This window comes from Paraburkholderia sp. FT54 (assembly GCF_031585635.1).
Classification (GTDB): Bacteria; Pseudomonadota; Gammaproteobacteria; order Burkholderiales; family Burkholderiaceae; genus Paraburkholderia.
This window is the reverse complement of sequence record NZ_CP134195.1, coordinates 3,775,754-3,795,148: the sequence shown is the minus strand read 5'-3', so window position 1 is coordinate 3,795,148 and position 19,395 is coordinate 3,775,754. Positions and strand designations below refer to the sequence as shown.

At 62.2% G+C, this 19,395-nt stretch carries 21 protein-coding genes and 1 tRNA gene; 3 read left to right on the top strand and 19 right to left on the bottom strand.

The window, feature by feature from the left end:
* Window positions 1-57: 57 nt before the first annotated feature.
* Window positions 58-315, top strand: coding sequence for a YfhL family 4Fe-4S dicluster ferredoxin (locus tag RI103_RS17425; protein ID WP_310813149.1), 258 nt, complete (start codon window positions 58-60; stop codon window positions 313-315).
* Window positions 316-387: 72 nt separating this feature from the next.
* On the opposite strand, the gene hisC is transcribed toward RI103_RS17425, so the two are convergent.
* The 8 genes from hisC to RI103_RS17385 all read right to left on the bottom strand — a co-directional run bounded on the left by hisC (window position 388) and on the right by RI103_RS17385 (window position 7,732).
* Complete coding sequence (gene hisC / locus RI103_RS17420) at window positions 388-1,467, bottom strand: histidinol-phosphate transaminase (protein ID WP_310813148.1); 1,080 nt, start codon at window positions 1,465-1,467, stop codon at window positions 388-390.
* 171 nt (window positions 1,468-1,638) lie between these two features.
* On the bottom strand, window positions 1,639-2,241 hold the full coding sequence (gene pth, locus RI103_RS17415; protein ID WP_310813147.1) for an aminoacyl-tRNA hydrolase: 603 nt from the start codon (window positions 2,239-2,241) through the stop codon (window positions 1,639-1,641).
* A gap of 151 nt (window positions 2,242-2,392) precedes the next feature.
* A complete protein-coding gene (locus RI103_RS17410) occupies window positions 2,393-3,016 on the bottom strand; it encodes a 50S ribosomal protein L25/general stress protein Ctc (protein WP_310813146.1) in 624 nt (207 codons plus the stop codon).
* Between the two features lie 163 nt (window positions 3,017-3,179).
* The gene (locus RI103_RS17405) at window positions 3,180-4,136 is read right to left on the bottom strand and encodes a ribose-phosphate pyrophosphokinase (protein WP_310813145.1); all 957 of its coding nucleotides are present in this window, start codon (window positions 4,134-4,136) and stop codon (window positions 3,180-3,182) included.
* A 47-nt stretch (window positions 4,137-4,183) separates the two neighbouring features.
* Window positions 4,184-4,260 (bottom strand) — tRNA-Gln (locus tag RI103_RS17400).
* A 52-nt stretch (window positions 4,261-4,312) separates the two neighbouring features.
* Window positions 4,313-5,194 (bottom strand): 4-(cytidine 5'-diphospho)-2-C-methyl-D-erythritol kinase, encoded by an 882-nt coding sequence (gene ispE, locus RI103_RS17395; RefSeq protein WP_132376124.1) that lies wholly within the window; start codon window positions 5,192-5,194, stop codon window positions 4,313-4,315.
* Between the two features lie 64 nt (window positions 5,195-5,258).
* Window positions 5,259-5,891: a lipoprotein insertase outer membrane protein LolB gene (gene lolB / locus RI103_RS17390; RefSeq protein ID WP_310813144.1), complete on the bottom strand. Its 633-nt coding sequence runs from the start codon at window positions 5,889-5,891 to the stop codon at window positions 5,259-5,261.
* Complete coding sequence (locus tag RI103_RS17385) at window positions 5,891-7,732, bottom strand: tetratricopeptide repeat protein (protein ID WP_310813143.1); 1,842 nt, start codon at window positions 7,730-7,732, stop codon at window positions 5,891-5,893. Before RI103_RS17385 ends, lolB begins: the two co-directional genes overlap by 1 nt.
* Window positions 7,733-7,819: 87 nt before the next feature.
* Between RI103_RS17385 and mutM the strand changes: the two genes are divergently transcribed.
* Entirely contained in the window at window positions 7,820-8,650 is an 831-nt protein-coding gene (gene mutM / locus RI103_RS17380) for a bifunctional DNA-formamidopyrimidine glycosylase/DNA-(apurinic or apyrimidinic site) lyase (protein WP_310813142.1), read from the top strand.
* Window positions 8,651-8,657: 7 nt separating this feature from the next.
* Window positions 8,658-9,785, top strand: a complete 1,128-nt coding sequence (gene mutY, locus RI103_RS17375) for an A/G-specific adenine glycosylase (protein ID WP_310813141.1) — start codon at window positions 8,658-8,660, stop codon at window positions 9,783-9,785.
* 26 nt (window positions 9,786-9,811) lie between these two features.
* Here the strand turns inward: mutY and RI103_RS17370 are convergent, their stop codons facing one another.
* From RI103_RS17370 to kdsD, 11 genes are all read right to left on the bottom strand, one after another.
* On the bottom strand, window positions 9,812-10,444 hold the full coding sequence (locus tag RI103_RS17370; RefSeq protein ID WP_310813140.1) for an LON peptidase substrate-binding domain-containing protein: 633 nt from the start codon (window positions 10,442-10,444) through the stop codon (window positions 9,812-9,814).
* Window positions 10,445-10,483: 39 nt separating this feature from the next.
* Window positions 10,484-11,377 (bottom strand): RNase adapter RapZ, encoded by an 894-nt coding sequence (rapZ, locus tag RI103_RS17365; RefSeq protein WP_310813139.1) that lies wholly within the window; start codon window positions 11,375-11,377, stop codon window positions 10,484-10,486.
* Window positions 11,378-11,474: 97 nt separating this feature from the next.
* Window positions 11,475-12,443 carry an HPr(Ser) kinase/phosphatase gene (gene hprK / locus RI103_RS17360; protein ID WP_012431656.1) on the bottom strand — a complete coding sequence of 323 codons (969 nt, stop codon included), beginning with the start codon at window positions 12,441-12,443 and terminating at the stop codon, window positions 11,475-11,477.
* Between the two features lie 127 nt (window positions 12,444-12,570).
* On the bottom strand, window positions 12,571-13,086 hold the full coding sequence (locus RI103_RS17355; protein WP_012431657.1) for a PTS sugar transporter subunit IIA: 516 nt from the start codon (window positions 13,084-13,086) through the stop codon (window positions 12,571-12,573).
* 289 nt (window positions 13,087-13,375) lie between these two features.
* Window positions 13,376-13,732, bottom strand: a complete 357-nt coding sequence (gene hpf, locus RI103_RS17350; protein ID WP_106282113.1) for a ribosome hibernation-promoting factor, HPF/YfiA family — start codon at window positions 13,730-13,732, stop codon at window positions 13,376-13,378.
* 170 nt (window positions 13,733-13,902) lie between these two features.
* A complete protein-coding gene (locus tag RI103_RS17345) occupies window positions 13,903-15,417 on the bottom strand; it encodes an RNA polymerase factor sigma-54 (protein WP_310813138.1) in 1,515 nt (504 codons plus the stop codon).
* A 186-nt stretch (window positions 15,418-15,603) separates the two neighbouring features.
* Window positions 15,604-16,389, bottom strand: a complete 786-nt coding sequence (gene lptB / locus RI103_RS17340) for an LPS export ABC transporter ATP-binding protein (RefSeq protein ID WP_310813137.1) — start codon at window positions 16,387-16,389, stop codon at window positions 15,604-15,606.
* A complete protein-coding gene (gene lptA, locus RI103_RS17335) occupies window positions 16,386-17,057 on the bottom strand; it encodes a lipopolysaccharide transport periplasmic protein LptA (protein ID WP_310813136.1) in 672 nt (223 codons plus the stop codon). The genes lptB and lptA overlap by 4 nt, the downstream gene beginning before the upstream one ends.
* A 20-nt stretch (window positions 17,058-17,077) precedes the next feature.
* Window positions 17,078-17,686, bottom strand: coding sequence for an LPS export ABC transporter periplasmic protein LptC (gene lptC, locus RI103_RS17330; RefSeq protein WP_310813135.1), 609 nt, complete (start codon window positions 17,684-17,686; stop codon window positions 17,078-17,080).
* Window positions 17,683-18,255: an HAD family hydrolase gene (locus tag RI103_RS17325; protein ID WP_310813134.1), complete on the bottom strand. Its 573-nt coding sequence runs from the start codon at window positions 18,253-18,255 to the stop codon at window positions 17,683-17,685. The genes lptC and RI103_RS17325 overlap by 4 nt, the downstream gene beginning before the upstream one ends.
* A complete protein-coding gene (gene kdsD, locus RI103_RS17320; RefSeq protein ID WP_310813133.1) occupies window positions 18,255-19,238 on the bottom strand; it encodes an arabinose 5-phosphate isomerase KdsD in 984 nt (327 codons plus the stop codon). The genes RI103_RS17325 and kdsD overlap by 1 nt, the downstream gene beginning before the upstream one ends.
* Window positions 19,239-19,395: the final 157 nt, after the last annotated feature.

Genomic DNA, 19,395 nt, shown 5'->3' with positions numbered 1-19,395 from the left:
AACTGTCGGTTTGACGGATCAAAAAGCCAGCTGCGGCCGGCGTGAAGTGAGAGAAGTATGGCCTTGATGATTACCGACGAGTGCATCAATTGCGACGTGTGTGAGCCCGAGTGCCCGAACGACGCAATTTCGATGGGCCCGGAAATCTATGTGATCGACCCGAAGAAATGTACCGAGTGCGTCGGGCATTTCGACGAGCCACAGTGTATTCAGGTGTGCCCGGTCGAGTGTATTCCGCGCGACCCGGAGCATCTGGAGACGCCCGATGGGTTGATGGCGAAGTACCACGCGCTACAGGCCGCGAAGGCCCAGTAAGGTACGAAGAAGTCTAAAAGCGGCGAGGTCTTGGCCTCGCCGTTTTCTTTTCAGCCACGCTTTTGCGCTGTGCTATCCGACGTACGCGCTGAAGATGTCGCGCAACGCGTCCAGCAGAATGTCGCATTCGGCGTCGGTGCCGACGGAGATGCGCAGATGCTGGTCGATGCGTGGCGCCTTGAAATGGCGCACGAAAATCTCCTTTTCCCTTAGACGCAGCACGAGCGTTGCGGCGTCGTAGCCTTCGTGGCGGGCGAACAGCAGATTCGCCGCCGACGGCACCACCTCGAAGCCCAACGCCGTCAGCCCCGCGGCCAGCCGCTCGCGGCTTGCGATGACCTTGGCGCAGGTGTCGCGAAACCAGGCGTCGTCTTCGTATGCCGCCGCAGCCGCGACTTGCGCGAGGCGGTCCAACGGATACGAGTTGAAACTGTCCTTTACGCGGTTCAGCGCGCCGATCAACTCCGGATTGCCGAATGCGAAGCCGACGCGCATTCCGGCCAGCGAACGCGATTTCGACACAGTCTGAACGACCAGCAGATTCGGATAACGGTCGATCAGACGGATAGCCGATTCGGCGCCGAAATCCACGTAGGCCTCGTCGATCACCACCACGGAATCGGGGTTGCCGGCCACGAGGCGCTCGATATCGGCAAGCGGCAGCGGACGGCCGGTCGGCGCGTTGGGGTTCGGGAACAGGATGCCGCCATTCGGCGACGCGTAATCGTCGACGTTGATCGCAAAGCTCTCATCGAGCGGGACGGTCCGGTAGTCGACTTCGAAAAGCCGCGCGTACGTCGGATAGAAGCTGTACGTGATATCCGGGAACAGCAAAGGTTTGTCGTGCTTGAGCAAGGCCTGGAACGTGAGTGCGAGCACTTCGTCCGAGCCGTTACCTGCAAAAATCTGTTCCGCGCGGATGCCGTGGTACGCCGCGACTGTTTCGCGGAGCCTTTGCGCTGTCGGATCGGGATAGCGCCGCAGCGATTCGGCCGCATCGCCTAGTTCCTGCCGGATGGCCTCGAGCACGCGCGGGGACGGCGGATACGGATTCTCGTTGGTATTCAGCTTCACCGGATGTGCAACCACGGGCTGTTCGCCCGGCACATATGGCATCAGACGGTGGACGATGTCACTCCAATAGCGGCTCAAGCGATTCTCCTGTGTCGATCGGAGTTAGCGCTTTAGCGCTTACTCCGATCCCATGCAAGGCGGTCGATCGGAGTTAGCGCTTCAGCGCTTACTCCGGTCCCATGCAAGGCGGTCCCATGCAAGATAGTAGCTGTCGAAGACAGTACGGCAATACTGCTTCCAGCGGGGAATCTAGGAATTGCGATGCAGTTGCATCATCGCGCGTTCAAGCTCGCCCTTGATGATTTGCGGCATGACGGCGAGCGCGCGCTCGATCGATGCATCGATCACGTCCTGCTCTTCCCGACGCGGCGGTTTCAGCACGTAATTGGCGACGTCCGGCTTGGCGCCGGCGCGCGCGCTTTCGGGAATCAGATCCCGCGGATGACCGATGCCGATCCGCAGCCGCCAGTACTGTTGCGACGACAAATGCGCGGTGATGTCCTTGAGTCCATTGTGGCCGCCGCTGCCGCCGCCGAGCTTCAGCTTGACGCTGCCGGGCGGCATGTCGAGTTCGTCGTGCGCGACCAGAATTTCGTCGGGGAGAATCTTGAAGAACTGCGCAACCGCAACGACCGATTGGCCCGAGCGGTTCATATACGTCTGCGGTTCCAGAAGATGCACTTCCTCGCCGTGAAGCCGCGCCTTGGCATGGAAACCATGGAAACGCCGCTCGTCGCGCAGCGTCGTGCCAGCGTCGCGCGCCAGTTGATCGACCAGCCAGAAGCCGGCGTTATGGCGCGTCGCGGTGTATTCGGCGCCCGGATTGCCGAGGCCGACGATCAGCTTGATCATGATTGCGTAGGTCCGTCTGGCTCGACGCGCAAACGCGGCCGGGCCGAAAAAAAGCTGAAAAAAAACCCGCCGGGGCGAACCTCGGCGGGTCACATCGACCGTTTCATTGAAACGGATCGAGAGGATTTCTTGCTCTTTACCTGAGGCGCCCTTAAGCAGCCGGCGTTTCGCCTTCGCCCGCAGCAGTAGCGGCGTCGCCTTCAGCGATTGCACCAGCCGGGATCGTTGCAGCTGCGACCACCGGGTTTTCTGCTTCGACGTGAGCGACCAGCGACACACCTGCCGGCAGCTTGATGTCCTTTGCGTGAACCGAGTGACCCGCTTCGATCGTCGCCAGATCAACTTCGAGGAATTCCGGCAGTGCAGACGGCAGGCACTCGATTTCGATTTCGTTGATGACGTGCGAGATCACCGCGCTCGACAGCTTCACTGCCGGGTTCGATTCCTGGTTCATGAAGTGCAGCGGCACCTTGGTGTGCAGCTTCTTCTTCGCGTCGACGCGTTGGAAGTCCACGTGCAGCACGAGCTGACGGAACGGATGGTATTGCACGTCGCGCAGCAGAACCTGTTGCGACTTGCCGGCCACTTCCAGGTCGAGAATCGACGAGTGGAAAACTTCTTTCTTCAGCGCGTGCCACAGCGCGTTGTGGTCCAGTTCGACCAATTGCGTTTCAGCACCAGCGCCATATACGATGCCCGGGGTCTTGCCCGAGTTACGCAGGCGGCGGCTCGCACCCGTACCTTGCAAAGAACGCTCGAAAGCGACTACTTTCATTTTGAATCTCCAATGCACTGCCCGCGACCAGGCAGTAAAAATGGGGCCTCCAAGCCACATGGCTGAGGCCCCAGAGCTGCGGCACGAACCTTCGTTCGTTCATGCCGATTGTGCAAAAGCGCAGCATGCCGCATGACGCGGCGCGCTGTGCCTTCGCAAATACTTAACTTTCAGCGAACAGCGACATCACCGAATCGCCGCGGCGAATCCGCGAGAATGTTTCGGCAAGGAGGCCGGCGCTGGTCAACGAACGGATCTTCGCGCACGAGCGGGCTTCTTCGCCGAGAGGGATCGTGTCCGTCACTACGAGTGCGTCGAGTGCGGAAGCGGCGATACGCTCGCCAGCGCCGCCCGACAGAACAGGGTGCGTGGCGTAAGCGAACACCTGTTTCGCGCCGCGTTCCTTCAAAACTTGTGCTGCCTTACAGAGCGTGCCGGCGGTATCGACCATGTCGTCCATGATCACGCAGGTCCGGCCTTCGACTTCACCGATGATGTTCATCACTTCGGCAACGTTCGCCTTCGGGCGGCGTTTGTCGATGATTGCAAGATCGCAATTCAGTTGCTTTGCCAATGCCCGGGCGCGCACCACGCCGCCGACGTCCGGCGAAACGACCAGCAGGTTCTCGTAGTTCTGCTTGCGCAGATCGCCGAGCAGCACGGGCGTAGCGTAGATGTTGTCCACCGGAATGTCGAAGAAGCCTTGAATCTGGTCGGCGTGCAGATCCATCGTAATGATCCGCTCGACGCCGGCGATTTCCAGCATGTTCGCCACGATCTTCGCCGAGATGGCGACGCGCGCGGAACGCGGGCGGCGATCTTGACGGGCATAACCGAAGTAGGGGATGGCTGCGGTGATCCGGCCGGCGGATGCGCGCTTGAGCGCATCGACCATGATCATCAGTTCCATCAGATTGTCGTTCGCAGGTGCGCACGTGGACTGCAGGACGAAGACATCCTTGCCACGCACGTTTTCCTGAATCTCGACCTGGATTTCACCGTCCGAGAAACGGCTGACCATTGCTTTGCCGAGGGGAATACCGAGGATTTTGACGACTTCCTGTGCAAGCGCGGGATTTGCGTTGCCAGTAAAAACCATCAGGCCGTCATGGCTGCTCATCGTGCACCTACTTCAGGCTGGGGGGCGAGGGGAAATGCGAGAAATTTTGGCAGGGGAGAAAGGATTCGAACCTTTGCATGCCGGAATCAAAATCCGGTGCCTTAACCAGCTTGGCGACTCCCCTACACTAACTCTGAGCTCCGCCGAACGTGGAGTTTCGTTCGACGATGCAAAACTTATGACGCGAAAGTAAAGAGTGGATGCTGATCGAGACTTGCGGCCACTGCGCTGTTCCATTCGGCTGGCAGTTTGGCTTGCACCGCTTCTGCTTCAGCTTTACTACGGAACGCTGCAAAAACACTTGCACCTGATCCAGACATCCGCGCTGGCGCGATGTTTTCAAACCATCGCAACACTTGCGCTACTTCCGCGTACTTTCCGACGACAACCTGCTGCATGTCATTCCGGCCAAAACTTTCTGGCCATTCAGTGTTGCAGCTAAGTTCTGCAGGAAAGTCCGTAATTGTGAGGGGTTTTGAATCTCGTGTCAACGCTTTTTCAGAAAAAATCGCTGCAGTCGGAACATGAACCCTCGGCGTCACTACCAGGAAATGGCGCGGCGGCAATTGTACAACGTCTAATGCTTCTCCGACACCCTGGGCGAACGCATTTTTTCCAAAAACAAAAAATGGCACGTCAGCACCAAGTTTCAATGCAAGTGCCTGCAATTCGAGGCGCGGCAGGTTGAGCTTCCACAGACGGTTCAATGCTAGCAGTGTCGTCGCTGCATCCGAGCTGCCGCCGCCGAGGCCTGCGCCCATCGGCAGACGCTTGTCGATTTCGATATCGACGCCTTCAGGCGAGCCCGTATGCGTTTTGAGCAGCGTGGCGGCGCGTACGGTCAGGTCGTGTTCCGGTGGCACGTCGGCGATTTCGGTGCTGCGCGTGATGAGTCCGTCGTTACGTCGCGTGAAGTGCAGCGTGTCGCCCCAGTCGAGCAACTGGAAGACCGTTTGCAGCGTGTGATAGCCATCCGGCCGACGGCCGGTGATGTGCAGGAAGAGGTTGAGTTTCGCTGGCGCGAGGCAGTCGCGCAGCGAATCGGTCGTTTCAATCATGAGTCGAGGCTACATGCGCCAGATGGCGCCGAAGAAGCGGCAAGGTCGCGCGACGAGGCGCGGGTTACTGATCCAGCACGAGTTTGATGTCGAGCGGCGGCTCCGAGCGAGTCAGGTTGATGCGCTTCACGCCGGTGGCGGGCGCATCGGCATAGGCCAGATAGTCGATCGTCCAGCCGTCCTGCGTGATCTGCTTCAGTCGCGATGGTTGCTCCGGATCCTTCTCGGTTTTGGCGCGCGAGGTGGGCGCCGGCGACGGTTGCAGCCAATAGCGCAGGCCTTCGACCGGCAGCGCGAAGCCGAGCGCATTCTGCATCAGCGTGGAGACGTTATCCGCGGTGAGCGGCTGGCGATTCGGCAGTTCCAGCGTGGCCGAAGCGGGCGACGACGTCACCACCGCCAGCGTCTGGCCGAGCGGATTGCGCAATTGCAGAGTCACGGTGTCGCCGGTTTCCTGCCACGTGAAGTTGCCGTAGGCATTGCGCTGTTGGCCGTTCTGATCGTTGTACTGGACCGCGAAGCGGCCTTGGTAAGCACGGCTCGTCTGCGCGGTGACCGAGGTTGCGGCATTCGACGTGGACGGTCCCTGCGGTTTCACCGATGCACAACCGGCCAATGCGACGACCGCTGCCGCTGCGAACCCGAGCGCCGCGCCACGCGGCGCCCGGGGAAAGGAAATCAGACGGGAAAGACGCATCAAAGATCGTTCACCTGAAGACGTTGGAGCGTTTTGACAAGCGTGTCGTTGTCCGGTTCGAGCTTGCGCGCATCGCGGAACGCAGCGCGTGCCTGATCCTGATTGCCGGTTTTCCACAACACTTCGCCGAGGTGCGCGCCGATCTCGGCGTTCGGCTGCATGTCATATGCTTTGCGCAGCAGCTTGATGGCGTCCGACGTATCGCCCATCCGGTATTTGACCCAGCCGACGCTGTCCAGGATGAACGCGTCGTTCGGCGCCAATGAGGATGCCTTCTCGACCAGCTTGTCCGCTTCGGCGAGGCGCTGATTGCGATCTGCCAGCGAGTAGCCGAGCGCGTTATACGCTTGCGGATTGTCGGGCTGTGTCTGGATCAGCTTGCGCAACTGCGCTTCCATGACGTCGTAATGGCCGGTTTTTTCGGCGGACATCGCGTAGTCGTAGGTCAGATCGGGGTCGTCGGGGAACTGCGCCGTGGCTTGTTGCAGGCGTGTTTCCGCTTCCGGGTAGCGCTTCGCGTCGAACAGGATCGCCGCGTCGGTGCGTGCGATCAGCGCCTGGTCGCGCGGGTCGGGCGCCTGCAGGTTAGCCAGCAGCTTGCGCGCGTCGTCGGCCTTGCCCTGCTTGGCGAGCAATTGCGCGCGTGTGATCTGCGCCGGCACATATTGCTGGCTCGACGGCGAAATCCTGTTCAGCCAATCGCTCGCGGCCGCTTCGTTCTTCTGTTCGAGCGACAACTGCGCAAGGTAGATATAGGCCTGGCCCGGATCGGCGCCCGGCGTCTTTTCGGCCTGGCTCGCGTACTGGGTCAGGTAGGTTTGCGCATCGTTGAAATTCTTCTGCTGGATCTTGATCAGCGCGAGCGCCATGAGCGGCGTCAGTTCGTTCGCGTTGTTCTTGTGCATGATCTCGAACTGCTTCTGGGCGTCGTCCAGACGGTCGCTGGCGAGATACATCTGCGCGAGCGCGAGACGCGCGTCATGCGATTTCGGATTCTGCTGTACGTACTTTTCGAGCGAGGCGATGCCTTCCTTGCGCTCTTCCGGGCCCATTTGCGAGAGCATCAGCGCGGCCGGCAAATAGTCGGGCTTGAGCGTGAGCGCCTGTTCGAGCGACTTGCGCGCGCCCGGCGCGTCGTCGGACACGAGCTGCTGGCGTGCGATGGCCAGTTGTGCTTCGGGCCGGTTCAGGTCGTTCTTCAGCAGATCCTGCAGCACGTGCAGGCCGCCAATCCGGTTCGGGCCGCGCGAGAGCAGCAACTGCAGCGCCAGAATCGCGCTGCCGCGATTGTCGGCGGGCACCCGTGCGAGTTCGCGCGCGAGGATCGGTGCCGCATCATCAGGTTTGCCGGACAGCACGAGCAGCGACGCGTCGAGTTGCGCGGCGCGTTCCGAGTTCGGCGCATACTGCTGCCACAGTTGGGCGGCGGCCAAAGCGTCCGACGGGCTCTGCGCGGCCAGCGCGATCTCCGTGGCACGCTGCGCCATGCGTGGATCGTGCGTGTCGCGCGCGAGGGCGAGGTAGGTCTGATAGGCGGGCGCCGGCTGGTCGCGCTGCAGCGCAACTTCGGCGGCGAGCACCTGGAATACGATCTGGCTCGTCAGCGGTACGCCAGGCAGGGACTTCTGGTCTTCCGCCGAGGCCGGGCCGAGCGGGTCCGGCAGGGTGACCGAGGTGTCGTCCGAGTCCGGCGATGGATCCTGCGCGTGCGCGGGCACGGCAGCCAGCGCCCAGACTGCGAGCGCCGCCGCGCCGAGCATCCGGCGAGCGGACACGGCGTGCGGTACGCGGAATGCGCTAGCCGGGCGCTTCAAAAACAGCTTCACGAAGGACAAGTTCATGGAAATCCGTTCAATGTTTCGGACGATTGTAACGCGCTCGCTACAATACGCGCACAACCACTCACGCAAGTTGCAGACCAGTTAGACATGCCAGAGTTGCCAGAAGTTGAGGTTACCCGACGGGGGATCGAACCGTATGTGTCCGGGCGCAAGGTTGAGCGCGTGGACGTGCGTACGCCCGCATTGCGCTGGCCGATTCCGGTCGACCTTGCGAAAACCTTGCGCGGCCACGTGGTGCGCAGGGTCGAGCGGCGCGGCAAGTACCTGCTGTTCGAGATCGACGCTGGCTGGTTCATTGTGCATCTTGGCATGACTGGGACGTTGAGGGTGTTGCGGCATGTGCCGCATCCGCCAGCCGCGGCGAAACACGATCACATCGACTGGATTTTCGACGAGTTCATTTTGCGCTATCGCGATCCGCGCCGCTTCGGCGCCGTGCTGTGGCACCCGCGCGAAGCCGGCGACGTGCTCGAGCATCCCTTGCTCGCGAGCCTCGGCGTCGAACCGTTTTCACCCGCGTTCTCCGGCGCGTTGATGCACCGGCTCACGCGCGGGCGCAAAGTCTCGGTGAAGCAGGCACTGCTGGCCGGTGAAATCGTGGTCGGCGTGGGCAATATCTACGCGTCGGAGAGCCTGTTTCGTGCCGGCATCCGGCCGACTACCGCGGCGGGGCGCGTTTCGCTCGTGCGCTACGAGTTGCTGGCGGATGCCGTGCGAGTGACGCTCGCCGCCGCGATCGAGAAGGGCGGCAGCACGCTGCGCGATTTCGTCGGCAGCAACGGCGAGAGTGGTTACTTCCAGCTCGACTATTTCGTCTATGATCGCGCGGGGCTGCCATGCCGCGTGTGTGGAACGCCGATCAAACAGATCGTGCAGGGGCAGCGTTCAACGTATTTCTGTCCCACCTGCCAGCGCTAAATAGTCAATGCCTTCACGCTTAACTCCGCGTTCAACCTCGTCCGCCGCACCTCAAGCGGCTGCTGTTCCGGTCATGTCTGATTTTTCCACGCGTCTGATCGCGTGGCAGCGTCAGCATGGCCGGCATGATCTGCCGTGGCAGAACACGCGTGATCCGTATCGCATCTGGCTGTCGGAAATCATGTTGCAGCAGACCCAGGTGTCGACGGTGATTCCGTACTACGCGAAGTTCCTCGCGCGCTTCCCGACCGTCGCCGCGCTCGCCGCCGCGCCGTCTGACGACGTGATGGCATTGTGGGCCGGCCTTGGCTATTACACGCGTGCCCGCAATCTGCATCGCTGCGCGCAGGTCGTGGTCGAGCAGCACGGTGGCGCATTTCCGGCATCGGTCGAGGAACTAGCGGAGTTGCCGGGCATCGGTCGGTCGACGGCGGCGGCGATCGCGTCATTCGCGTTCGGCGCGCGCGCGACGATTCTCGACGGCAACGTGAAGCGCGTGCTGGCGCGCGTGTTCGGCGTCGAAGGTTTCCCGGGTGAAAAGAAAGTCGAAAACGCAATGTGGACGCTGGCGGAGTCGCTGCTTCCGTCGAACGCATCGGATGCCGAGGTCAGCGCGTACACGCAAGGCTTGATGGATCTCGGCGCGACCCTGTGCGTGCGCGGCAAGCCCGACTGCTCGCGCTGCCCGTTCGCCGCCGACTGCGTCGCCAATGTCACCGGACGTCAGCGCGTTCTGCCCACGGCGCGTCCGAAGAAGACCGTGCCGACACGCCGCACATGGATGCTGGTGCTGCGCGACGGCAACGCGGTGATGCTGGAAAAGCGCCCGCCGTCCGGTATCTGGGGCGGCCTATGGAGCCTGCCCGAAGCGGCCGACGAAGCCGCGCTCGCCGAGCGTGCGCGGGCCTTCGGCGGCGACGGTGCGGTCTCGCCGCTTGCGCCGCTCACGCATGTGTTCACGCATTTCAAACTGGATATCGAGCCGCGGCTCGCCGAGCTGGATCGTGGCGTGGGCACTCTCGCCGCGCTGGGCGACGCCGATACCGCGTGGGTCGCGCTCAGCGATCTCGATTCGTTCGGTGTGCCCGCGCCGGTGCGCAAGTTGCTGGACGGTTTGCAGGGCTCGCTGATCTGATCAATCCGGCGGCCGCGCGGCCGCCGTCAAAGCAGCTGATGCTGCTGCATGTAGTGATGAACCACGTCGATCCGCGCGCCGGCGTCCAGCAACTCCATCAGTTTCTGGCGAGCACGCAGCGCGATCGGCAGCACTTCGGCAAGACGGTTCGACACCCAGGACGGATCCTCGAGCCTGAACGGTTCCGCGAACGGCAAACTTTCCGGATCCCGCTCGCGGATCGTCGCGATGATGCGTTCGAGCACTTCCGCGCATGCGCCGAACTTGGCCAGCTGCTCGTTGCCTTCGAGCGGCATGTCCTCGCCGAGCGGTTCCGCCATGCCGACCAGCAAGCCACTCGATTCGACGCGATGCGACAGCAGGCGAAAACGCCGCGTGCCGCGTGCGCGAATCAGCAGCATGCCGAAGGCTTCGACGTCGCACTCGTCGATTTCAGCAAGACAGCCGATTGCTTCGGGCACCGAAGGCTCTTCTTCGCGTGCCACTTCCGCGCCGCTTTTCAGCAGGCACACGCCGAACGGCGTTTTCTCGCGCAAACAGTCGCGCGCCATGTCGAGGTAGCGTGCTTCGAAAATCTTCAGCGGCAGCAGTCCATCGGGAAACAGCACCGTATGCAGCGGAAACAGCGGCACATCGGCAAGCACAGTAGTAGAAGACATGGCGCAACGCTTCGAGTTGAGGCCGCGCGACGCGGCCGGTTAAGCCACTAACTTCGATGATTCGCCGGTTTCGACCGGCGCATCGCGGTGCCGCACAATGACATTCGCCGACGATGCGAGACGCGCGGCGAGCGTCTCCGCAATGAATACCGAACGGTGTTGGCCGCCCGTGCAACCGATCGCGACGGTCAGATAACTACGGTTGTCGTCGCGGAAATGCGGGAGCCACTTGGCCAGAAAGTTCTCGATGTCGTCGATCATTTCATGCACGACCGGCAGTGCATCGAGAAAGTCGATCACCGGTTTGTCGAGGCCCGTGAGCGGCCGCAATTCATGATCGTAGTACGGGTTCGGCAAGGTGCGGACGTCGAACACGAAATCCGCGTCGAGCGGCACACCGCGCTTGAAGCCGAACGACTCGAACATCAGCACGAGCCCCGAATCTTTCTGTTCGATGAAGCGCTTGACCCATGCGCGCAGCACGTTTGCGCGCAGATTGCTGGTGTCGATCTGATGGCCGAATTCGGCCAGCCCTGCCACCAGTTCACGTTCGCGTTCGATCGCTTCCGCAAGCGAGGTGAGCAGGCCGACGTCGGCGTCGTGCGAAGTGGAGCCGGACAGCGGATGGCGGCGGCGCGTTTCCGAGAAGCGCTGAATCAGCGACTGCGTGCTCGCGTTCAGGAACAGTACGCGCACGTCGTGGGCACGCGACAGGTCGCGGATCATGGCGGGCATTTCATCGAGCGAGGCGCTCGAACGCGCGTCGATCGCGACCGCGAGGCGATCTTGCCCGTCCTCGGCGAGATAGGAAGCCAGTTGCGGCAGGAAACGCGGCGGCAGGTTGTCGACGCAGTAATAGCCTGCGTCTTCAAGCGCGTTCAGGGCAACTGATTTGCCGGAGCCGGATATACCGGTGATCAGGATTATGCGCATGGAGTCGTCAAAACCGTACAGTTCATCATAGCATCTGGTCTCCGTGCGTGTACCCGCGGCCTGCCGGTGCCTGCGGGCACGGCACGCTCTTGCGGACTCAGATCAGTTTGCCTGGAAACTGGCTGTCGGGGTCCTGCATGGCCAGGCGCTGGCGATCCATGAAGTCGCGCAGGGTGTCGATACCGCGCAGTTGCAGGATCGTGTTGCGCACCGCGGCTTCCACCAGCACGGCGAGATTTCGGCCGGCAGCCACCTGAATCGTGACCTTGCTGATCGGCAGGCCGAGCACGTCGACGGTCTGGCTCTCAAGCGGCAGGCGTTGGAATTCGCCATCAGGACGGCGGACCAGTTGCACGATCAGCTTGAGCTTCATTTTTCGGCGCACCGCGGTTTCACCGAAAATGGTCTTGATATCGAGCAGGCCAAGGCCGCGCACTTCCAGCAGGTTTTGCAGCAACGGCGGACAACGCCCTTCGACGAAGTCGGGACCGAGGCGCACGAAATCCACCGCGTCGTCGGCAACCAGGCCGTGGCCGCGGCTGATCAGTTCCAGGCCGAGTTCGCTCTTGCCGAGGCCGGAGTCGCCGGTGAGCAGCACACCCATGCCGAGGATGTCGAGAAACACGCCATGCAGCGTGGCGCGCGGCGCCAGAATGCGCGACATGTACAGGCGCAGGCTGTCGATCACCGCAGCGGCGGACATCGGCGTGGTAAACAGCGGCGTTGACGAGCGCGTGCAGCGCAGGACCAGTTCGGGCGGCGCGGCGACGCCGCCCGCCACCACCAGAAACGGCGGCTCCAACGCGATCAGCTCGGCCATGTGGCGCGAGCGGTCTTCGTCGGTTTGGCGCTTGTAGTAGTCGATTTCGGCGTCGCCGAGCACCTGGATCCGGTTCGGGTGGATCAGGTTCAAGTGACCGACGAGGTCGGCGCTCGACGTGGCATTGGCGACCGATTCCGAAGAAAAGCCGCGCTCCCAGCCTTCATGCCCCGTCAGCCAGCTGAGCTTCAGCATGGCTGCGTTATCGTCGAAAATGCTTTGGGCGTTGATGCTGGACGTATCCATGAGTCAGTGACTCCAGTGTGGGCCGCTTGCCGGACAAAGCAACGGCCGCGCTAGCGCGGGCCGCTTACCTTGCCAGACGGTATCCGCGTGCGCGCGGATCACCGGCGTGCGGATAACCGCCGATGCATCAAGGTTGCCACTGAGTGAGCAGGCGATGCAATGATTCGCGGTCTTCTTCCGTATGCAGGCGCTCGCGGGCTTCGCGGTCGGACAGCAACTGCGCGATTTCCGAAAGGATTTCGAGGTGCTGTTGAGTGGCCTGTTCGGGCACGAGCAGGAAGATGAGCAGCGAGACCGGCTGACCGTCGGGCGATTCGAAGGGGATGGGTTCGGCAAGACGGACGAATGCGGCGAGCGGCTGCTTCAAGCCTTTGATCCGGCCATGCGGAATCGCCACGCCTTCACCGAGGCCAGTCGATCCGAGGCGCTCGCGCGCGAACAGATTGTCAGTGACCGTGCTACGGGCGATGCCGTTCTGGTTCTCGAAGATCAGGCCCGCTTGCTCGAACACACGTTTCTTGCTGGTGACCGATAGTCCGACGACGACGTTCTCGAGGGGAAGAAATTTGGCTAAACGATTCATGTTGACAGGCGAAAACGTGGCCTGGGTTCTCCTCGCTGGGGCGTTTGAGTGGCGTTCCATTCGTTTGATGCTTGCGGCGACGTGCGTTGGAGTCCGAAAGCGCAGGACTCCGGCCAGCCGACTTCCACGTGAGCTTACCTGACCCCGATGGTAACCGGAACATTATAGAACAGGGTAGCCACGGATGGTGCGGCGCGCCATCAATGCGTATTGAGTTCAATTGAAGCAGCGGCACTTGCCGCGACGGCGCGCGAGAAGCGGTGTCCGGAAACAAAAAACCGCCCGGTTCCGGGCGGTTTCGCTGGTAAGAGAAAACGAAGATCTAACGAAGAAAATCCTCTAATTTCCTCTATTGCGGCGGCACATCTAGTTGCGGCGCCGGTTGATACTTGATCGCTTCATGCGCATGGCCTTGCAGACGATCCTTATGGCGAATGACTTGCCGGTCAAGCTTGTCGATCATCAGATCGATCGCAGCGTACAGGTCGCTGTCACAGCTCTCGACAAAGATGTCCTTGCCCTTGAGATGCAGGTTGATTTCAACCTTTTGACGCTTTTCCTTTTCCTTGTGGTTGTCGACCGAGAGGACCACACTGCCGTCGATTACCTGATCGAAATGTCTTAGCACCCTATCCAGTTTGGTGATCACGTATTCGCGCAACGCAGGCGTTACTTCGAGGTGGTGTCCACTGATCTGCAGATTCATAGTGCTTCTCCAAGCTAATGGCCGCTTGGTCCGCACGATGACGAAGGTCCGGTCGATCTGTCGGCTTGCCTGAGTCGCCCCCCGGTGACTGACTTCTGGCAGGTCGCATCGGCCGGCCTGTCCGCCAACTGCGGAGCGGCCGGTAAATGCCCGCCGCGGAAGGCGACGGGCTACAGAGACTTGCGCAGGTTCACTGCCGGGATCTTGAGCGCTTCACGATACTTCGCAACGGTACGCCGTGCGACCACGAAGCCCTGTTCCGCCAGCAGTTCGGCTATGCGACTGTCTGAAAGAGGAGATTTCGGGTTTTCCGCTCCTATCAGTTGCTTGATGAGCGCGCGGATCGCCGTTGAAGACGCCGCGCCGCCCGTGTCAGTCGAAACGTGTGATCCGAAGAAGTACTTAAATTCAAGCGTCCCGAATGGGGTCAGCATGTATTTACCGGTTGTCACACGCGAGACAGTTGACTCGTGTAGGCCCAGCGTATCAGCAATTTCCCGCAAAACCAAGGGGCGCATGGCAATTTCGCCGTGCACAAAAAAGCTCTTTTGACGCTCGACAATCGCCTGCGCCACACGGAGGATGGTCTCGAAACGTTGCTGGATATTTTTGATCAGCCAGCGCGCTTCCTGCAGTTGCTGGCGCAACGAACCGCTGCCCGGATCGCCCCGGTTATTACGCAGAATATTCGCGTAAAGGTGGTTGATTCGCAGCTTGGGCACCACTTCCGGGTTCAGCTCGGCCTGCCAGCCCTGTGCCGTTTTGCGCACCATGATGTCCGGCACGACATAGTCTGCTTCGGCCTTGCCGTAGGCGGCGCCGGGAAACGGTTCGAGCGAGCGGATGAGCACATGCGCGTCGCGCAGGTCGTCGTCGTTGGCCTTCAGATGCTTGCGCAAGCGCGTGAAATCGCGCGCCGCCAGCAGTTCCAGATGGTGGGCGACGATGTCCAACGCGAGTGTGCGCGTGGGCGAGGCATCGAGCCGCAACAATTGCAGCTTGAGGCATTCCGACGCGGAGCGCGCGCCGACCCCGGCCGGGTCGAAACTATGCAGCAGCGCCAGCGCGGCATTCATTTCGTCGAGGTCGACCTCGAGTTCTTCGGGCAGATCGGCCAGTACTTCTTCGAGCGTGGCGGCCAGGTAGCCGTCGTCGTCGAGGGATTCGATCAGGAAGGTGATCAGCGCACGGTCGCGCTGGCCCGCCTGGGTGACGCGCAATTGCGCCATCAGGTGGTCGCGCAGCGAAGTGCTCGATTCGTGGATTTGCAGCGGCGGCAGATCGTCGTCGTCGGAGGCGTTGCCGGAGCGGCCGTAGTCGTCGAGATTCCATTGCGACGCGTCGCCGTTACTGTCGCCGGCCAGCCCGTTGTATTCGTCGACGCCCTGCGGCTCGCCGTTCTCGGCGCGCTCGCTGCTGCTGGACGATGACGACGTATTGCCGCCCATCTGGTCGGAGGGCGCGGAAGAGTTGGGCGCCTGGGCGATCAGGGAGCCGTCGGCCGCCACGCGCAACGGGCTCGCGATCCAGTCGTCCTCGTTTTCGAGGAGTGGATTCTGCGAGATCGCCATTGCGACTTCCTGCTGCAATTCGAGCGTAGACAACTGAAGCAGCCGGATGGACTGCTGCAGTTGCGGCGTCAGCGCAAGATGCTGCGATAGGCGGAGTTGGAGGCTGGCTTTCATGGCAAGTTGAGATTCATTGTAGAGAGTTTGCCACGACCGCGATACCTTGCGACATTCGCAATTACGCGTGCGCCTGTTTCAGGCGGCGACGGGCGCGAAACGGCCCAAGTAGAAAAATACGGATGTGCGGTTGCCGCATAGGGGCCGGCGGGTGCGCGCTCGCACTGCCGGTAATCCCTCATGCGCTTACATGCGGAAGTGCTCGCCCAGATAGACGCGCCGCACGCTTTCGTTTTCGATGATTTCGCTTGGCGCGCCGGCCGCCAGCACGCTGCCGTCGCTGATGATGTAGGCGTGATCGCAGATGCCGAGCGTCTCGCGCACGTTGTGGTCGGTGATCAGCACGCCGATATTGCGTTGCTTCAGAAATTTAACGATCTTCTGAATTTCCAGCACGGCGATCGGGTCGACGCCGGCGAACGGTTCGTCGAGCAGAATAAAGCTCGGATTGGTGGCCAATGCCCGGGCAATCTCAACCCGGCGTCGCTCGCCGCCCGACAACGACAGCGCCGGATTCTCACGCAAGTGAGCGATCTGCAGCTCGTCGAGCAAGGCTTCCGTGCGGTTCGTGATGGTGTCCTTGCTGAGCCGCTTGCCGTTGTCTTCGTGCTGCAATTCCAGCACCGCACGAATGTTTTCTTCGACGCTGAGCTTGCGGAACACCGAAGCTTCCTGCGGCAGATACGACAAACCGAGTGAAGCGCGCTTGTGGATCGGCAGCAGGCTGATCGACTTGCCGTCCAGATCGATCTCGCCCGCGTCGAGCGGCACAAGGCCGACGATCATATAAAACGAAGTGGTCTTGCCCGCGCCGTTCGGGCCGAGCAGACCGACCACTTCGCCGCTTTTCACGTCGAGCGACACGTCTTTGACGACCGTGCGCGAGCCATAACGCTTCTTCAGGTTGCGCACCACCAGTGAACTGCTGGTGCCGGCCGGCTTGCGGTTGGGAAGGGACGCTGAGGTGCTCACTGGTTCGGCGCTCCCTGAATCGTCGTCGACGGCGCGAGCGTGGCCGACGCGCCGCTCAGCGGCGCCGCGCCGCCGTTGCGCGGCGACAGCATGGCGCGCACCCGGCCGGTCGGATTGCCTGGGCCGGCAACGTCCTTGCCTGCCTTCGCGGTGTAGAAGTCGTTCTGACCGTCATACGTAACGACGCTGCCGTGCACCTGGTCCATCACCGTGGAGAGGCCCTGCAGGCGTTTCACCGTGGCGTTGGTGGTGAGCGTGGTCAGATCCTGCTTGCCGTCGTAGTCGATCCGAATGGCCGTGCCTTCGATGTACTCGTCGAGTCCTTCGCGTTTCTGGCGGAAATACGACAGGTTGCCGCCGCTCGACGTGCCGGTGGCGTACTGATAGCCCTGCGGGTCTTGCGTCACTTCGACACGGTCGGCCTTGATCACGATCGTGCCTTTGGTGGCGACCACATGGCCGGTGAAAATGTTGACCTGCTTGAGGTCGTCGTAAGTCATGTTGTCCGCTTCGATGTTCAGCGGCTTGTCCTTGTCGGCACGGTCCGCGTGCGCGAGCGGCGCGAAGCCGGCGAGCGGCAACGCGACGACCAGCACAGCGAGTCCGGCGCGGCACGCGGACAGGGTGCGCGTGCGGCCGGTATCAAAACGGGGGAACGATTCGTTCATGCAGTCACGCCTGGAATGGATTACCCGGGTTGCTTGGGCGAACTGCCGCCTGCTTCGGACGGGGCGATGTTGCCTTTCACGTTGCCGAACAGCTGCATCACCCGGGTGACGTTGTTGTAGTTCATGCCGCTGGCAGTCATCACCGACATGCCGCGCTGAAGTTTAACCGGCTTTTCAGTCTTGATCACATCGTCGTTGACCAGCACCCTAAAATGCTGCGAATCCGCTTGCATCTGCGGATCTCCGTAACCGGGCGCCCGCACGATGCGCGCGTTGTCGTACAGATCGACGATGGAGGCGTCGCCGTTCACCTTGCCGGTATCGCCGGTGGCGGTGACGATCGGCTTGCCCGGCTGGAATGCGCGCATGGCCGGTTTGACCAGGTCGCTCAGCTCGTCGTCTTCGTAATGGATCAGCGACTGGGCGGTGAGCCGGTATTGCGTGGAGCCCGACTGATCGAGTTCGGACACCGAGAAGTTGTCGGCGAAGTAGTCCGGCGTGTGTTCCTTGGGACGCACCACGCCTTCGTTCTGCCGGGGCAGGGTGGCTTGCAGCAGCCACCACGTGATACCGGCGAGCGCGGCCATCGCGACCAGCGGAATCAGTGAAGTCAGGCGAAACTGGTTCATCCGACGAGGCCCCGCTGTTCGCCGCTACAGGCGGCCGCGAGCAGCGCCTCGTACTTGTGCTGCGCGCGCAGCAGCGTATCGACAACTTCACGCGCCGCGCCGTGGCCGCCGCGCGCCTCGCTGACCCAGTGGGCCCGCGCGATCACCTCGGGATGCGAGTTGGCCGGCGCGGCCGCGAAGCCGACCTTCAGCATCACGGCGAGATCGACCCAGTCGTCGCCCATGTAGCCGCATTCTTCGGCCTTCATGCCGGTTTGCTGCAACAGGTCGGCGAACGCCTGAGGTTTGTCCTGCACGCCCTGATAGACGTGCGTGATGTTCATTTCCTTTGCCCGCGCAGCCACGATGCCCGACTTGCGCCCGGTGATGAGCGCGGTTTCGATGCCGGCCTGGCGCAGCAGCTTCATGCCGTGGCCGTCCATCGAGTTGAAGCCCTTCATCGTGTCGCCTTCCGCCGTGAACAGCAGACCGCCGTCGGTCAGCACGCCGTCCACGTCGAAAATCATCAGCTTGACGCGGCTTGCGCGTTCGGTCGCGGTGGGAGGAGCGATGGGAGGAGCGATGGCCATCAGATCACCTTCTTCGAGAACAGGTCGTGCATGTTGAGTGCGCCGATCAGCTTGCCTGCTTCGTCGACGACCAGCATCTGATTGATGCGGTGGCGCTCCATCAGTTCCACGGCTTCCACCGCGAGTTGATCCGGACCGATGGTGCGCGGGCCGGCGGTCATGACCGAGGCGATCGACAGTTCGCGGAAATCGCCGTCGCGTTCGAGCACGCGGCGCAAATCGCCGTCGGTGAAGATGCCGGCGACGCGCTCGTCCTGATCGACGATCGCGGTCATGCCCATGCGCTTGGCGGTCAATTGAAACAGCGCGTCGCGCACGGTGGCGTCGGGCGTGACCTTCGGCACCTGGTCGCCGGTGCGCATCACGTCGCGGACATAAGTGAGCAGACGCCGGCCGAGCGCGCCGCCCGGATGCGAGCGCGCGAAGTCGTCGCGGCCGAAGCCACGCGCGTCGAGCACCGCGACCGCGAGCGCGTCGCCGAGCGCGAGCGCGGCGGTGGTGCTGGCGGTGGGCGCGAGATTCATCGGGCAGGCTTCTTTCGACACGCCGGAATTCAGGTGCACGTCGGCCAGTTGTGCGAGACTCGAAGACGGACGGCCGGTCATGGCAATCAGCTTCGCGCCGAGCCGCTTGATGAGCGGCAGGATCGCCACGAGTTCTTCGGTTTCACCGGAATTGGAGAGCGCGAGGAACACGTCGTCGGCGGTCACCATGCCGAGGTCGCCATGACTGGCTTCCGCGGGATGCACGAAGAACGCCGGCGTGCCGGTGCTGGCGAGCGTGGCTGCGAGCTTGCGGGCCACGTGGCCGGATTTGCCGATGCCGGAAACGACCACGCGCCCACGGCAACCCAGGATGAAGTCGACCGCCCCGACGAAACCATCGTCGAGTTGATCGCGAAGCGCGCGCACGGCGTCCGCTTCGATGTCGAGCACGTCGCGAGCGAGCGCGAGTGCCCGGTCGCCATTGATTTTCGCTATCATTCGCGAAGTATAGCAAAGGCGCTTGTTCGCCGCGCCGGGCCTGCCGTGCCAAGCCGCTGACTCTATTGCTGCCTTTACCGGCCCCTCAACCTTGTCCCACGGCGCTTTGCGTGCGCGGTTCCGCTGACGAACGAGGACGCTTTGCCGATGCGTTTTT

Excerpts from the sequence above, each read along its gene's own strand:
- RI103_RS17425 (WP_310813149.1), top strand. The coding sequence starts at position 58 with ATGGCCTTGATGATTACCGACGAGTGCATCAATTGCGACGTGTGTGAG.
- pth (WP_310813147.1), bottom strand. The coding sequence starts at position 2,241 with ATGATCAAGCTGATCGTCGGCCTCGGCAATCCGGGCGCCGAATACACC.
- RI103_RS17410 (WP_310813146.1), bottom strand. The coding sequence starts at position 3,016 with ATGAAAGTAGTCGCTTTCGAGCGTTCTTTGCAAGGTACGGGTGCGAGC.
- RI103_RS17405 (WP_310813145.1), bottom strand. The coding sequence starts at position 4,136 with ATGAGCAGCCATGACGGCCTGATGGTTTTTACTGGCAACGCAAATCCC.
- ispE (WP_132376124.1), bottom strand. The coding sequence starts at position 5,194 with ATGATTGAAACGACCGATTCGCTGCGCGACTGCCTCGCGCCAGCGAAA.
- lolB (WP_310813144.1), bottom strand. The coding sequence starts at position 5,891 with ATGCGTCTTTCCCGTCTGATTTCCTTTCCCCGGGCGCCGCGTGGCGCG.
- RI103_RS17385 (WP_310813143.1), bottom strand. The coding sequence starts at position 7,732 with ATGAACTTGTCCTTCGTGAAGCTGTTTTTGAAGCGCCCGGCTAGCGCA.
- mutM (WP_310813142.1), top strand. The coding sequence starts at position 7,820 with ATGCCAGAGTTGCCAGAAGTTGAGGTTACCCGACGGGGGATCGAACCG.
- mutY (WP_310813141.1), top strand. The coding sequence starts at position 8,658 with ATGCCTTCACGCTTAACTCCGCGTTCAACCTCGTCCGCCGCACCTCAA.
- RI103_RS17370 (WP_310813140.1), bottom strand. The coding sequence starts at position 10,444 with ATGTCTTCTACTACTGTGCTTGCCGATGTGCCGCTGTTTCCGCTGCAT.
- rapZ (WP_310813139.1), bottom strand. The coding sequence starts at position 11,377 with ATGCGCATAATCCTGATCACCGGTATATCCGGCTCCGGCAAATCAGTT.
- hprK (WP_012431656.1), bottom strand. The coding sequence starts at position 12,443 with ATGGATACGTCCAGCATCAACGCCCAAAGCATTTTCGACGATAACGCA.
- RI103_RS17355 (WP_012431657.1), bottom strand. The coding sequence starts at position 13,086 with ATGGAACGCCACTCAAACGCCCCAGCGAGGAGAACCCAGGCCACGTTT.
- hpf (WP_106282113.1), bottom strand. The coding sequence starts at position 13,732 with ATGAATCTGCAGATCAGTGGACACCACCTCGAAGTAACGCCTGCGTTG.
- RI103_RS17345 (WP_310813138.1), bottom strand. The coding sequence starts at position 15,417 with ATGAAAGCCAGCCTCCAACTCCGCCTATCGCAGCATCTTGCGCTGACG.
- lptA (WP_310813136.1), bottom strand. The coding sequence starts at position 17,057 with ATGAACGAATCGTTCCCCCGTTTTGATACCGGCCGCACGCGCACCCTG.
- lptC (WP_310813135.1), bottom strand. The coding sequence starts at position 17,686 with ATGAACCAGTTTCGCCTGACTTCACTGATTCCGCTGGTCGCGATGGCC.
- RI103_RS17325 (WP_310813134.1), bottom strand. The coding sequence starts at position 18,255 with ATGGCCATCGCTCCTCCCATCGCTCCTCCCACCGCGACCGAACGCGCA.
- kdsD (WP_310813133.1), bottom strand. The coding sequence starts at position 19,238 with ATGATAGCGAAAATCAATGGCGACCGGGCACTCGCGCTCGCTCGCGAC.